The sequence below is a fragment of the Streptomyces sp. NBC_00887 genome, from assembly GCF_045207585.1.
The window spans coordinates 6,609,777-6,623,654 of the sequence record NZ_CP108788.1 but is presented as its reverse complement, the minus strand read 5'-3'; the positions used below and the strand labels follow the sequence as shown (position 1 = coordinate 6,623,654).

Below are 13,878 nucleotides of genomic sequence, written 5' to 3'. Positions count from 1 at the left end.
CACCGCGGGTTCCGCCGTGCCCCAGCGGTCAGGCCTCCTCGGCCAGTTCGAGCCAGCGCATCTCCAACACATCGCGCTCCGCGACCAGTTCACGCAGCTCTGCGTCGAGTTCGGCCACCTTCCCGAAGTCGGTGGCGTTGTCGGCGATCTGCGCGTGCAGCTTGGTCTCACGCGTCGACATCTTTTCGAGCTGGCGCTCGACCTTCTGCAGCTCCTTCTTCGCCGCACGCGCCGCCTGCGGTGAAACGGCCTCGGCCGCCGCGCCCTTCGGCGCCGAAAAGGCGGCGGCGGACGGGGTGGCCTCCTCCTCCATCCGCTGCCTGCGCTCCAGGTACTCGTCGATCCCGCGCGGCAGCATCCGCAGCGCACGGTCGCCGAGCAGGGCCATCACCTTGTCGGTGGTCCGCTCGATGAAGAACCGGTCGTGGGAGATCACGATCATCGACCCGGGCCAGCTGTCGAGGAGGTCCTCCAGCTGCGTCAGGGTCTCGATGTCCAGGTCGTTGGTGGGCTCGTCGAGGAACAGGACGTTGGGCTCGTCCATCAGCAGACGCAGGATCTGCAGCCGCCGCCGCTCGCCACCGGACAGGTCACCGACCGGGGTCCACTGCTTCTCCTTGGTGAAGCCGAACTGCTCGCAGAGCTGGCCCGCGGTCATCTCGCGGCCCTTGCCGAGGTCGACCCGGTCGCGTACCTGCTGAACCGCTTCGAGCACCCGCAGATTCGGGTTGAGCTCCGTGACCTCCTGGGAGAGGTACGCCAGTTTGACGGTCTTGCCGACGATCACCTTCCCGGCGGCCGGCTGTGCGTCGCCCTGCGTACGGGACGCCTCGGCGAGCGCCCGCAGCAGAGAGGTCTTGCCCGCGCCGTTCACCCCGACCAGGCCGATCCGGTCGCCGGGGCCGAGCTGCCAGGTGAGGTGGGTGAGCAGGGTTTTGGGTCCGGCCTGGACCGTCACGTCCTCCAGGTCGAAGACGGTCTTGCCGAGCCGGGCGTTGGCGAACTTCATCAGCGAGCTGGTGTCGCGCGGGGGCGGCACGTCGGCGATCAGCTCGTTGGCCGCCTCGATGCGGTAGCGCGGCTTGGACGTACGGGCGGGGGCGCCGCGCCGCAGCCAGGCCAGCTCCTTGCGCATCAGGTTCTGCCGCTTGCCCTCCTCGGTGGCGGCGATCCGCTCCCGCTCCGCCCGGGCGAAGACGTAGTCGCTGTAGCCGCCCTCGTACTCGTGGACCGCACCGCGCTGCACGTCCCACATGCGGGTGCAGACCTGGTCGAGGAACCACCGGTCGTGGGTGACGCAGACGAGTGCGGAGCGCCGGGCCCGCAGATGGCCGGCGAGCCAGGAGATGCCCTCGACGTCGAGGTGGTTGGTGGGCTCGTCGAGGACGATCAGGTCGGGCTCGCCGATGAGCAGCTTGGCCAGCGCGATCCGGCGCCGCTCGCCGCCGGAGAGCGGGGCGATGACGGTGTCCAGGCCGTGCTCGAAGCCCGGGAGGGCAAGCCCGCCGAAGAGGCCGGTGAGGACATCGCGGATCTTGGCGCTGCCCGCCCACTCGTGGTCGGCGAGGTCGCCGATGACCTCGTGCCGGATGGTGGCCTTCGGGTCGAGCGAGTCGTGCTGGGTGAGGACACCGAGGCGCAGCCCGCCGTTGTGGGTGACCCGGCCGGTGTCGGCGTCCTCCAGCTTGGCGAGCATCCGGATGAGCGTCGTCTTGCCGTCGCCGTTGCGGCCGACGACGCCGATCCGGTCGCCCTCGGACACCCCGAGGGATACACCGTCGAGCAGGGCACGGGTGCCGTACACCTTGCTGACCTGCTCGACATTGACCAGATTGACGGCCATTTCACTCCTGTTTCGGGGATCCCAGCGTCGGGGACCGCTCTACGTACGCTCGACGTCCCAGGGTAGTCGCCGCGGGAGGTGCGATAGCGTGCGGCGATCGATCATGGGACGGATCCCCTGGTCGGAGCGGTTCGGATCATCTCTGGGGTGGGGACTTCATGATGCGTGGTGCGGTACGGGTTCTGGTTCCGGCGGTCCTGGCGGCGGTGGCTCTGGCCGGCTGTTCGTCGTCCGGCAGCGACACGGCGGGTACCGAGCCGGTGAGCGGGAGGACGGACACGGCGGACGGCGACGGCGGCACCGATGCCGCGGAGCCCGTCGCCAAGGGCATCACCCTGGGCGTCGTCGGCTCGCCCTGCGTGCTGCCTGTCACCTTCGACCTCGCGGCGGACTGGAAGCCGAAGGCCGTCGAGATCGAGCCCGGCTCCGACCTGGCGGCGCTGGGTGAGCAGGGCACGGTCACGATGGTCTGCGAGATCGACGCGAAGCCGGCGGGGAACATCGGCTACCTCCGGGTCTGGCAGGGCAAGGCCTCCGACGGTGACCCGCAAAAGGTGCTGGAGGCTTTCGTTGCGGACGACCCCGACTCGGCCGAGGAGTCGTACACACGGACCGAGGCCGGTGACCTGGCCGCCGTCGAGGTCAGCTACACGGTGGACAGCGAGCTGCTGGACGAGCCGAAGACCGAGCGCGCCTTCGCGGTCGCCACGCCCGACGGCCCCGTCGTGGTGCACCTGGGCGGCCTGGACTCCGAGGAGCACAAGCAGATGCTCCCGGCGTACGAGCTGGCGAAGAAGACCCTGAAGCTCGGCTGACGCGGCGGGCGGCCGCCGCGGCGCCTCGTGCCGCCGCCGCCCCTACTGCCGCTGAACCGTCGCCCCCGGTGCCGGGGACACGGCGGCCCGTGCGCTGCGGCAGGTGCCCGACGTCAGCAGCGCGTCGGCCACCTTCTCCGCGGACTCCGCGTCCGCCACCAGGAACGCCGTGGTCGGCCCGGACCCCGAGACCAGCGCGGCCAGGGCGCCCACGGCGGTGCCCGCCGCCAGGGTGTCGGCCAGCGAGGGGCGCAGTGAGAGCGCGGCGGCCTGGAGGTCGTTGCTCAGGGCGCCGGCAAGTGCGGCGGTGTCCCCGGCGCGCAGCGCGTCGAGGAGCGCGGCGGACGCCGTCGGCGCGGGCACGTGCGTACCGGCGGTGAGCCGGTCGAACTCGCCGTACACCGCGGGGGTGGAGAGTCCGCCGTCGGCCACCGCGAAGACCCAGTGGAAGGTGCCACCCACGTCCACGGGGGTCAGCTGTTCACCGCGCCCGACCCCGAGCGCCGCCCCACCGACCAGGCTGAACGGCACGTCGCTGCCCAGTTCGGCGCAGATGGCGAGCAGTTCGTCCCGGGTCGATCCGGTGGACCACAGGGCGTCGCAGGCCAGCAGGGCGGCTGCCCCGTCGGCGCTGCCGCCCGCCATGCCGCCCGCGACGGGGATGTCCTTGGCGATGTGGATGTGCACATCGGGGGCGATGCCGTGCCGTTCGGCCAGGGCGATCGCGGCACGGGCGGCGAGGTTGGTGACGTCGAGCGGTACCTGGGCGGCGTCGGGGCCCGAGCAGGTGACGCGCAGGGCTTCGGCGCGGGTGACGGTGACCTCGTCGTACAGGCCGACGGCGAGGAAGACGTTGGCCAGGTCGTGGAAGCCGTCGGGGCGCGCCGCGCCCACCGCGAGCTGCGCGTTGACCTTGGCGGGGACGCGGACGGTGACGCTGTGGGTCATGCGGAGGGCTCCGGCCTGTTCTCGGCGATCGCGGCGAACTCCTCGACCGTCAGCGCCTCGCCGCGTGCCTGCGGCGAGACTCCCGCGGCGACCAGGGCGGCCTCGGCGGCGGGCGCGGAGCCCGCCCAGCCGGCGAGGGCCGCGCGCAGCGTCTTGCGGCGCTGGGCGAAGGCGGCGTCGACGACGGCGAAGACCTCGGCCCTGCTCGCCGTGGTACTGATCGGCTCGGTTCGCCGCACCAGGGAGACCAGCCCCGAGTCGACGTTCGGCGCGGGCCAGAAGACCGTGCGGCCGATGGAGCCGGCGCGCTTGACGTGGGCGTACCAGTTGGCCTTGACCGACGGCACGCCGTAGACCTTGTTGCCCGGCCCGGCGGCCAGCCTGTCGGCGACCTCGGCCTGCACCATCACGAGCGTCCGCTCGATGGTGGGGAAGCGCTCCAGCATGGTGAGCAGGACCGGTACGGCGACGTTGTACGGAAGGTTCGCGACCAGGGCGGTGGGCGCGGGGCCGGGCAGTTCCGTCACGAGCATCGCGTCCGAGTGGACCAGTGCGAAGCGGTCGACCCGCGCCGGGAGCCGGGCGGCGACCGTGGCCGGCAGGGCGCCCGCGAGCACGTCGTCGATCTCGACGGCGACGACCCGGTCGGCCGCCTCGAGCAGGGCCAGGGTCAGCGAGCCCAGGCCCGGCCCGACCTCGACCACCACGTCGTCGGGCCGCACCTCGGCGGTCCGGACGATCCTGCGGACCGTGTTGGCGTCGATGACGAAGTTCTGGCCGCGCTGCTTCGTGGGGCGTACGCCCAGTGCTGCGGCCAGCTCGCGGATGTCTGCGGGGCCCAGGAGGGCGTCGGGCTCTGTGGTGCTCACCCGTTAAGCCTACGGCCGCTGCGGGGGCCGGGGCCCGCCCCCCGCTGCCGGCCGGGTCTCGTGGTGGACGACGACCTCGTCGCCGTCGTCGAGCCCGGTGCCGGGGGCCGGTGCGACGAGGTCGCGGGCGCCGACCGTGACGCCCCGGTCGTCCAGGAGTTCACCGACGTCGTCCGCGAAGGTGTGCACGGTGCGCGGCTCGCCGTCGACGCTGAGCTCGACGGCCTTGTCCTGGGCGAGGAACGCCGAGGTGCCGCCCGCCAGGACGGCGACGACCAGGGCCTGCGTGAGAAGCCCCTGGAGGCTGTCGGGGGCGCTCCGGTGCCTGGCGGCCGCTGCCCGCCGGGCGGCGGCCCTGCGCCCGGTCGTCACGTCCGGGGCCGTCGCCTGCCGGGGCACCAGAGGTGTGTCGAGCACCGTCGGGTCGTGCACCGGCAGGACGCCCGGCCACGACCCGGCGACGATCGTCCGCTCCTCGTGGAGGGAGCGCGGCGCTGCCGGAGCCGGGACCTCCTTCGTCCGACGACCTGCGCGTGGTGCGCGATGACTGCCCTGCGAATGGCCCACGACTCTCCAGGAGTTCCGGCCGGTCGACCCGTTGCGCGGGGGATGGTAGCGGAGCTTCCCTCACTTTCCACAGTTGTATGACTGCGCAGCGTGGCGGAGGGAAGCGTCCGGGGCGCGTCAGAAATCGAACGCGCGCGCCGTGTTGTCGTAGACCGCGGCGGCCAGGGCGTCCTCGTCCGTCCCCCGGACCTCGGCCATCGCACGGAGCGTCACCGGAATGAGGTAGGGCGCGTTGGGCCGTCCGCGGTACGGGGCGGGGGTGAGGAAGGGGGCGTCCGTCTCTACGAGGACGAGCTCCGTCGGAGCGACGGCCAGCGCGTCGCGCAGCGGCTGGGCGTTCTTGAAGGTGACGTTGCCCGCGAAGGACATGAAGTACCCGGCCGCCGCGCAGATCCGGGCCATGTCGGCGTCACCGGAGTAGCAGTGGAAGACGGTCCGCTCCGGTGCGCCCGCGTCGGCGAGGATGCGCAGCACGTCCGCGTGCGCGTCGCGGTCGTGGATGACGAGGGCCTTGCCGTGCCGCTTGGCGATCTCGATGTGGGCCCGGAAGGACTCCTCCTGGGCGGCCATGCCCTCGGGGCCCGTTCGGAAGTGGTCGAGCCCGGTCTCGCCGACGCCGCGTACGTGGTCGAGGGCGGCCAGTGCGTCGATCTCGGCGAGCGCCTCGTCCAGCGCGCCCCTGCCGCCCGGCTCCCGGATCCCCTGGCGCGCCGAGCCGTCCGGGTCCCCGTGCACGATGCGCGGCGCCTCGTTGGGGTGCAGGGCGACGGAGGCGTGCACGGAGGCGTGGACCGCCGCGGTCTCGGCGGCCCAGCGCGAGCCCTTCACGTCGCAGCCGACCTGGACGACCGCGGTCACATTGACCGCCGCGGCCCGGGCCAGGCCCTCCTCGACGGTTCCGTCCTGCATGTCCAGATGGGTGTGCGAATCGGCGACCGGAACCCGGAGGGGTTCGGGCAGCGGCGGGGCTTCCGTACGGCTCATGCCCACGACTCTACGAGGGCATGAGCCCGGCCTCACCGCCGGTGGAAGGGATGCAGCAGATCGGAGAGCTGCCAGTGGTGCGTTGCCGTGCCCGGTGCCGGTACGGCGGCGGGTACGGGCTCTTCCTCGACGGTCTTCTCGGGGTGCGCGGGCTGCTGACGGAGCAGCTGCTGCACGGTGGAGACCCGGCCGGCCCGCATGATGCGGACCACATGGCCGCCGCAGTTCGTGCACGTCGGAGTGGACAGCGGCGAGGGGACGCGCTCCCCGTCCGCCTTGTACACCACGTACGTGTTGCCGGAGCCGTCCACGTGGTGCTCTATCTCGTAGGCCTGTTCCCAGCCGTACCCACACCTCATGCAGGCGAACGCGTACGCCTCGTGCACGGTGGTTGCTGCGATGTCACTCATGCCTGCTCCTCTTGTCCGCCGGACAAGCACTCCGGACAAGCACTCCGGGAGGTGCGTTCCACTCTCCAGTGGACGCCTTTCCCGGCGGCAACGCACCAGGTCTGCCGAGTGTTGGAACGCTCTTGGCCCATCCATGGACTGGGGGCCGGGTACGCGGCTCGGGCTTTACATCTCAGGTTAGTCCTTTGCCCTGCGCGTGGCCGGTCCTGGCCGCGTTCTTTGCCGCGACGACCGCATCGAACACTTCGCGCTTGGGCAGGCCCACATCGGCGGCGACCGCCGCGATGGCCTCCTTGCGCCGCTCCCCCGCCTCCTCGCGCACCTGCACCCTGCGCACCAGCTCGGCGGCGTCCAGCCCCTCGTTCCCGGTGTCGGTGGCGCCCTCGACCACGACGGTGATCTCGCCGCGCACGCCTTCGGCCGCCCACTGCGCCAGTTCGCCGAGCGGCCCGCGCTTCACTTCCTCGTACGTCTTGGTCAGCTCACGGCACACGGCGGCCCTGCGGTCCGCGCCGAACACCTCGGCCATCGCGGCCAGGGTGTCGTCGAGCCGGTGCGGTGCCTCGAAGAAGACCATCGTGCGGCGCTCCCCGGCGACCTCGCGCAGCTTCCCCAGCCGCTCGCCCGCCTTCCGGGGCAGGAAGCCCTCGAAGCAGAACCGGTCGACCGGCAGGCCGGACAGCGCGAGCGCGGTCAGCACCGCGGACGGCCCCGGTACCGCGGTGACCTTGATGTCCTTCTCCACGGCCGCGGCGACGAGCCGGTACCCGGGGTCGGAGACGGACGGCATTCCGGCGTCGGTGACCAGCAGGACACGGGCGCCGTTCACCAGCGCCTCGACGAGTTCCGGCGTACGCGCCGACTCGTTGCCCTCGAAGTAGGAGACGACACGCCCTGTCGTATGGATGCCGAGCGCCTGGGTGAGCCTGCGCAGCCTCCGGGTGTCCTCGGCGGCCACGACATCGGCCGTCTCCAGTTCGGTGGCGAGGCGTGGCGGGGCGTCCGCCACGTCGCCGATGGGGGTCCCTGCGAGCACGAGCGTTCCAGTCGTTCCAGTCACATCGGCCATCCTCCCAGCACGGGCGGCACCACTCGCACAGAAGCGTTCCCTACGATGGCGCGGTGACGAGTACTGCGCCCGAAGCCCAGCAGGGCCACGACGCCGGGAACGACGCCGGCGACCAGCCGCATTCCTGGCAGCAGCGGCTGCGCCGCTTCGGCCATTCCCCGCGGCCGGGAACGGGGCTGCGCGAGCGGCTGATTCCGCCGTACACCCGCCCGGGAGGCCAGTTCTGGGAAGTGCTCGCCGTGCCTCCGGCCCTGGCGGGCCACCTGGTCCGCTGGTCCGCCTGGGGCGGGCCGCTCCTGGTGGCGCTGGTGGCCGGGGTGCTGCGGTTCTGGAACCTGGGCAGCCCGAAGGCGGTGATATTCGACGAGACGTACTACGCCAAGGACGCCTGGGCGCTCGTCAACCAGGGGTACGAGGGCTCCTGGCCCAAGGACGTCGACAAGCTGATCCTCAAGGACCCGTCCTCGGTGGACATCCCCGTGGACCCCGGCTACGTCGTGCATCCGCCGGTCGGCAAGTGGATCATCGGTTTCGGCGAGCAGATCTTCGGGTTCACCCCGTTCGGCTGGCGGTTCATGGTGGCGCTGCTCGGCACCGTCTCGGTGCTGATGCTGTGCCGGATCGGCCGGCGGCTCTTCCGCTCGACGTTCCTGGGCTGTCTCGCGGGCACGCTGCTGGCCGTGGACGGGCTGCACTTCGTGATGAGCCGCACGGCTTTGCTCGACCTCGTGCTCATGTTCTTCGTGCTCGCGGCGTTCGGCTGCTTCCTCATCGACCGTGACTGGGCCCGCCGCAGGCTGGCCGCCGCGCTGCCGGTCGACGAGGACGGCGTGCTGCGCCCGGACGCCCCTGTCGCCGAAACGCTCCGCCTCGGCTGGCGGCCGTGGCGGATCACCGCAGGCGTGATGCTCGGCCTGGCCTTCGCCACGAAGTGGAACGGGCTGTACATCCTCGCCGCGTTCGGTGTGATGGCGGTGCTGTGGGACGTGGGAGCGCGGCGCACCGCGGGTGCGCAGCAGCCGTACCGGGCCGTGGTCCTGCGGGACCTGCTGCCCGCGTTCGTCTCGACGGTGCCGGTCGCGATCGGCACGTACCTCGCCTCGTGGACCGGCTGGATCGTCACGGGCAAGGGCTACTACCGCAACTGGGCGGCCACCGAGGGCAAGGGCGGCAGCTGGACCTGGCTGCCGGACTGGCTGCGCAGCCTGTGGCACTACGAGAACCAGGTGTACGAGTTCCATGTCGGCCTGACCTCCGGCCACACGTACCAGTCCAACCCGTGGAGCTGGATCGTCCTGGGCCGCCCCGTCTCGTACTTCTACGAGGAGAAGACGGGCTGCCTCACGTCGGAGACCGGCAAGTGCGCCCGCGAGGTGCTGGCGATCGGCACCCCGCTGCTGTGGTGGGCGGGGTGCGTGGCGCTGCTGTACGTGCTGTGGCGCTGGTTCTTCCGCCGCGACTGGCGCGCGGGCGCGATCGCGTGCGGTGTGGCGGCGGGCTGGGTGCCCTGGTTCTTCTACCAGGAGCGGACGATCTTCCTCTTCTACGCGGTCGTGTTCGTGCCGTTCCTGTGCCTGGCGGTGACGATGATGATCGGCGCCCTGCTGGGCCCGGCGGCCGGCACCGGGACCAAGCACGAACTGGGCCTGAGCACCGGTGATCCCACCGGCGAGCGCAGACGGACACTGGGAGCGATCGCGGCGGGCGTGCTGGTGCTGCTGATCGTCTGGAACTTCGTCTATTTCTGGCCGCTCTACACGGGGACGTCGCTTCCGGAGAACTCCTGGCGTGACCGGATGTGGCTGGACAGCTGGGTGTAACGGCCCGGCCGGGCCATGCGTGACGCCGGCCCCCTTGGCGGAGCCCCGGTACGGCAGCAGGGCCCGGACCGCGTCTCGCGGTCCGGGCCCTGCTGCGTGCGGTGCCGCCCTGCGGCGGCCGTGCGTCAGCTCTGTACGGTGTCGTCGCCGTCGTCGCCCGTCTGTCCTGCGTCCTCGGCCGCGGCTGCCTTCTCGCGCATCTTGCGCACCAGCTCCGCCTTCTGGTCGGCGGCACTCTGGCGGTCGAGGTTGCGGTGCGGGCCGTTGTTCTGCCGTTCGGCGCGGGACAGCCTCTTGCGCTGGCCGCCGCCCATGCCCACGGGGTTGTTGATGTTCTTGCTCACGGTCACGGGTTCTCCCGGTAATGATGTGGAGTGATCTACGGATTCATCGGTGGGGGACGGGCGGCGACGTACCAGGACGTCAGCGGGGACCCATCACGCTCTCACTCGTGAATCGGCGTCTGGAAGAACATGCCAAAGACGTTACCCGGTTCCGCCGACACCGCACACCAACACCTTCTCCGCCGCCCCTGGGCCCCCAGGAACGTGAGCGTGCGAACCGCGAGAGACGTACGTCTGTTTCAGGCCTCTCTCCACGGGGACATCGCTTCCGGAGAACTCCTGGCGCGACCGGACGGGGCTGGACCGTTGGACATGACGACACGAGAAAGCGCTCTCACCCAGACCGTCGCGGTCCGATAACAACCTCCTCTGCCGTCACGCCCGTCCCGTACAGTGCCGAGAACATCCCCCCTGAACACGTTCAAGGGGGACTCCTGGGGAGGGGGACTGCACAGATGCGCAGTGGAGCGAAAGTCGCCGTTGTGGGCGGGGTGTTCGTGCTGGTGGCCGGAGGACTCGGCTACGGCGCGTACAGCGTGGTGCTGGGCGGCGGCGGGGCCGACGGAACGGAGTCCGCGTCCGCGTCCTCCGAAGTGAGGACGGGACCGCCAAGCAAGTCCGAGATCGAGGAGACCGCGAAGGGTTTCCTCAAGGCATGGGCGTCCGGCGACGGGACGGCCGCCGCTCTGCTCACCAACAACCAGGACATCGCCGAGCCGCTGCTGACCGGCTACAGCGAAGAGGCCCACGTCACCAAGGCGGTGATCACCCCGGGCCCGGCCGTCGGCACGAAGGTCCCGTACACGGTGAAGGCCACGGTGTCGTACGAGGGGAAGACCAAGCCCTGGTCGTACGCCTCCGAGCTGACCGTCGTACGCGGCCTCACCACGGGCAAGGCCCTCGTCGACTGGCAGCCCACGGTGGTCCACCCCCAGCTGACCGAGGGGGCGTCGCTGAAGACCGGCGAGTCCTCGACGGCCGCGATCGAGGCCGTCGACCACAACGGCAAAGTGCTCGACAAGGAGAAGTACCCGTCGCTCGGGCCGATCCTGGACAGCCTGCGCGAGAAGTACGGCGACAGCACCGGCGGCTCTCCGGGCATCGAGACCTGGATCGAGCCCGCGGACGCGCAGCTCCCCGACACGACGCTGCTGACCCTCGCCAAGGGGAAGCCCGGCAGGCTGCGGACGACGCTCGACGCGGGCGCCCAGGCTGCGGCGGAGAAGGCGGTCAAGCAGTTCAGCGGGGCGTCGGTGGTCGCCGTGAAGCCGTCCACCGGGTCGATCCGCGCGGTGGCCAACAACCCGGCGACCGGCTTCAACGCGGCGATGCAGGGCAAGCAGGCGCCCGGCTCCACGCTGAAGATCGTGACGGCCGCGATGCTGATCGAGAAGGGGCTCGTCTCGGCGAACAGCCCGGTCGAGTGTCCGAAGGAGGCGACCTGGCAGAGCCGGACGTTCCACAACCTGGGCAACTTCGCGCTCCCGCCCACCGACACGTTCACCACCAGCTTCGCCCGTTCGTGCAACACGGCATTCATCAAACTGATCGACGACACCAAGGACGACGCCGCACTCGCCAAGGAGGCCCGTGACGTCTTCGGGATCGGCCTCGACTGGAAGACCGGCATCACGTCCGTCGACGGAAGCGTCCCCGAGGAGACCGGCGGTGCGGCGGCCGAGCAGTACATCGGCCAGGGCACCGTCCAGATGAACGCGCTCAACATGGCGTCCATCACCGCCACCGCCCGCACCGGAACGTTCCGCCAGCCCGTCATCGTGCCGCGCGACCTGGACGACCGTCAGCTCGCCGTGGCCTCCCGCTCGCTGTCGCAGAACGTCACCCGCCAGCTGAACGACATGATGCGGGCCACCGCGTCCTGGGGCACGGGCAAGGCCGCCATGGCTTCCGTCGGCGGGGACAAGGGCGCCAAGACGGGCTCGGCCGAGGTCGACGGGCAGGGCACGTCCAACAGCTGGTTCACCGGCTTCAGCAACGACCTCGCGGCCGCCGCGGTCGTCCAGTCCGGCGGTCACGGGGGCGACGCGGCCGGCCCGGTGGTGGCGGCGGTCCTGCGGGCCGGTTCCTGACCTGGGCCGCAGTCGTGGTGCCGTCCCCGCCGCGGCGGGGACGGGCCGGAACTGCCTGGTGCGGGAGCCGGGCCGTTCAGTAGCGTGCCGGGCATGAGCACATCCGACATGACCCCCACCGCGACCTCGTCCGACGCCCACCCCCGGTTCGCCGAGGCCCTGCGTGAGCTGGGTCTCGACGTCGAGGTACGCCGCTTCCCCGACGCCACCCGCACCGCGGTCGAGGCCGCCGCGGCGATCGGCTGCGAGCTCAGCCAGATCGTCAAGTCGCTGATCTTCGAGGCGGACGGCGCCCCGGTCCTCGTCCTGATGGACGGCTCGTCCCGGGTGGACGTCGAGCGCGTGCGGAGCGAGCTGGGCGCCGCAGAGGTCAAGCGGGCCGGGGCCGACCTCGTCCGGGAGACCACGGGGTACGCGATCGGCGGCGTACCGCCCTTCGGCCACGTGACGAGGACCCGGGTACTGGCCGACCGCGGCCTGCTCGACCACGCGGTGGTGTGGGCCGCGGCGGGCACCCCGCACACCGTCTTCCCGCTCGACCCGAAGCGCGTGATCGAGTTCGCGGGCGGCACGCTGGTGGACGTGCGCGAGCGGGCCGCGTGACCCCGCTGGTGGCGGCGGCCGTCCTGGCCGCCGCGATCACGCACGCCAGCTGGAACGCCATCGCCCACGCGATACGCGACCAGCTCCTGTCCTTCACCCTGATCTCCGGCGGTGGGGCGCTGATCGGGGCCCTCCTGGCCTGCTTCGTACCGTTCCCGGCAGCCGGGGCCTGGCCGTACCTGTTCCTCTCCGCGGGCCTGCACGTGGCGTACATGGTGCTGCTGATGCGGTCCTTCACGCTGGGCGACTTCGGCCAGATGTATCCGATCGCCCGGGGCACGGCCCCCCTCGTGGTGACGGTCCTGGCCGCCCTCTTCCTCGGTGAGCGCCCGGACGCCTGGGCGGCCGCAGGCGTCGCGGTGGCCTCCGCGGGGCTCGTCGGGCTGGCCCTGTGGGGGATCCGCGGTTCCGGCACGCGCCCGCACGGGCCCGCGATCCTGGCGGCCCTCGCGACGGGTCTGGCGATCGCCGGGTACACGACGGTCGACGGGGTCGGGGTGCGCGCCTCGGGGACGCCGCTCGGCTACATCGCCTGGCTGATGATCGTGCAGGGTGTGGCGATCCCGGCGTACACGTACGGGCGCCGGCGCGGTGAACTGGCCGCCCAGCTCTCCCCGTTCATGGCACGCGGACTGGTGGGCGCGGGCTTGTCGTTCGCCGCGTACGCGCTCGTCCTGTGGGCGCAGACGAAGGCCCCGCTCGCCCCGATCGCCGCACTGCGGGAGTCCTCGATCATCGTGGGGGCCGCGATAGGGACGCTGTTCTTCAAGGAACGCTTCGGCGCCCCTCGGATCGCGGCCGCCGGACTGATGGTCGTGGGCATCGGACTGATGCTGCACACGAGTTGAGCCTGCGTAGCACCGAGGGAGCGGGGCGGGGGCCTCTCAGAACTTCCCCGACTGCTCCTCGGTGCGGTGGCCCAGCTCCCTCCGGAACTCCGCGAGGAAGCGCACGCTGAGCGGCGGCCACCCCCAGAAGTCGAACGCGAGCGCGCCGAGGTCGAATCCGGACCCGAAGTCCCACTCGGTGACCGGCGAGGAGACTCCGCAGGCGGAGCAGGGCGCCGTGCCCTCGCCGGTCTCCTTCCAGGTCCTGATGCCGTCCCGGAACGGCTGCCAGACCTCCTCGTCCGGCTCGAACTCCTCGGGGTAGTCGATGACCACGGTCCTCGTCCCGCACCGGGGGCAGGTGGCCGAGTCCGCGGTGTCCGCGCCCTGTCCGCCGACGTGGTGGTCCCGGCCGACGATGACCGCCACCGGGGCGGGGATCCACGTCGGGTCGGAGGCGTCGGCCACGGCCCGCGCCCAGTCGGGGCCGGGGACATGGCCCAGGTCCACGTTCAGGCTGTACATCGCGTCACCGGACAGCTCACGGGTGATCACCCCCTGGCCGACCATCCAGTCGACCATCCGCGCGGCGAGCGGCCCGGCCTCCTCGCCGGTCGCCTCCAGATCGACGATCCGCTCGAAGAAGTCACCCATCGACGTCACCCCGTGTCCTCGGCACCGCTTCCTCC

14 protein-coding genes are annotated in these 13,878 nt (G+C 71.5%); 5 read left to right on the top strand and 9 right to left on the bottom strand.

Features of this window, described 5'->3' with window-relative positions:
* Positions 1-28: 28 nt before the first annotated feature.
* Positions 29-1,843 (bottom strand): ABC-F family ATP-binding cassette domain-containing protein, encoded by a 1,815-nt coding sequence (locus OG844_RS30340; RefSeq protein WP_384609178.1) that lies wholly within the window; start codon positions 1,841-1,843, stop codon positions 29-31.
* Positions 1,844-2,001: 158 nt separating this feature from the next.
* Between OG844_RS30340 and OG844_RS30335 the strand changes: the two genes are divergently transcribed.
* Entirely contained in the window at positions 2,002-2,658 is a 657-nt protein-coding gene (locus tag OG844_RS30335; protein WP_406394562.1) for a lipoprotein, read from the top strand.
* Positions 2,659-2,700: 42 nt separating this feature from the next.
* Here the strand turns inward: OG844_RS30335 and OG844_RS30330 are convergent, their stop codons facing one another.
* The 6 genes from OG844_RS30330 to rsmI form a co-directional block, all read right to left on the bottom strand.
* Positions 2,701-3,606, bottom strand: coding sequence for a 4-(cytidine 5'-diphospho)-2-C-methyl-D-erythritol kinase (locus OG844_RS30330; protein ID WP_406394560.1), 906 nt, complete (start codon positions 3,604-3,606; stop codon positions 2,701-2,703).
* A complete protein-coding gene (rsmA, locus tag OG844_RS30325; RefSeq protein WP_406394559.1) occupies positions 3,603-4,475 on the bottom strand; it encodes a 16S rRNA (adenine(1518)-N(6)/adenine(1519)-N(6))-dimethyltransferase RsmA in 873 nt (290 codons plus the stop codon). The genes OG844_RS30330 and rsmA overlap by 4 nt, the downstream gene beginning before the upstream one ends.
* A gap of 9 nt (positions 4,476-4,484) precedes the next feature.
* Positions 4,485-5,042, bottom strand: a complete 558-nt coding sequence (locus tag OG844_RS30320; protein ID WP_406394558.1) for a ubiquitin-like domain-containing protein — start codon at positions 5,040-5,042, stop codon at positions 4,485-4,487.
* A 117-nt stretch (positions 5,043-5,159) separates the two neighbouring features.
* Entirely contained in the window at positions 5,160-6,026 is an 867-nt protein-coding gene (locus tag OG844_RS30315) for a TatD family hydrolase (RefSeq protein ID WP_406394557.1), read from the bottom strand.
* Positions 6,027-6,058: 32 nt separating this feature from the next.
* Complete coding sequence (locus tag OG844_RS30310; protein WP_406394556.1) at positions 6,059-6,436, bottom strand: hypothetical protein; 378 nt, start codon at positions 6,434-6,436, stop codon at positions 6,059-6,061.
* Positions 6,437-6,608: 172 nt separating this feature from the next.
* A complete protein-coding gene (gene rsmI / locus OG844_RS30305; protein ID WP_406394555.1) occupies positions 6,609-7,505 on the bottom strand; it encodes a 16S rRNA (cytidine(1402)-2'-O)-methyltransferase in 897 nt (298 codons plus the stop codon).
* 53 nt (positions 7,506-7,558) lie between these two features.
* Here rsmI and OG844_RS30300 point away from each other — a divergent pair, with 53 nt between their 5' ends.
* The gene (locus tag OG844_RS30300) at positions 7,559-9,325 is read left to right on the top strand and encodes a dolichyl-phosphate-mannose--protein mannosyltransferase (RefSeq protein ID WP_406394553.1); all 1,767 of its coding nucleotides are present in this window, start codon (positions 7,559-7,561) and stop codon (positions 9,323-9,325) included.
* Between the two features lie 125 nt (positions 9,326-9,450).
* Here OG844_RS30300 and OG844_RS30295 read toward each other — a convergent pair whose 3' ends face one another.
* Positions 9,451-9,675 carry a DUF6243 family protein gene (locus OG844_RS30295; RefSeq protein WP_406394552.1) on the bottom strand — a complete coding sequence of 75 codons (225 nt, stop codon included), beginning with the start codon at positions 9,673-9,675 and terminating at the stop codon, positions 9,451-9,453.
* 449 nt (positions 9,676-10,124) lie between these two features.
* On the opposite strand from OG844_RS30295, the gene OG844_RS30290 reads away from it, so the two are divergent.
* The 3 genes from OG844_RS30290 to OG844_RS30280 all read left to right on the top strand — a co-directional run bounded on the left by OG844_RS30290 (position 10,125) and on the right by OG844_RS30280 (position 13,210).
* Positions 10,125-11,759 carry a penicillin-binding transpeptidase domain-containing protein gene (locus tag OG844_RS30290; protein ID WP_406394550.1) on the top strand — a complete coding sequence of 545 codons (1,635 nt, stop codon included), beginning with the start codon at positions 10,125-10,127 and terminating at the stop codon, positions 11,757-11,759.
* 93 nt (positions 11,760-11,852) lie between these two features.
* Positions 11,853-12,362: a YbaK/EbsC family protein gene (locus OG844_RS30285; protein WP_406394548.1), complete on the top strand. Its 510-nt coding sequence runs from the start codon at positions 11,853-11,855 to the stop codon at positions 12,360-12,362.
* Positions 12,359-13,210: an EamA family transporter gene (locus tag OG844_RS30280; protein ID WP_406394547.1), complete on the top strand. Its 852-nt coding sequence runs from the start codon at positions 12,359-12,361 to the stop codon at positions 13,208-13,210. Before OG844_RS30285 ends, OG844_RS30280 begins: the two co-directional genes overlap by 4 nt.
* Positions 13,211-13,246: 36 nt before the next feature.
* Here OG844_RS30280 and OG844_RS30275 read toward each other — a convergent pair whose 3' ends face one another.
* On the bottom strand, positions 13,247-13,843 hold the full coding sequence (locus OG844_RS30275) for a hypothetical protein (protein WP_406396315.1): 597 nt from the start codon (positions 13,841-13,843) through the stop codon (positions 13,247-13,249).
* Between the last annotated feature and the right edge of the window lie 35 nt (positions 13,844-13,878).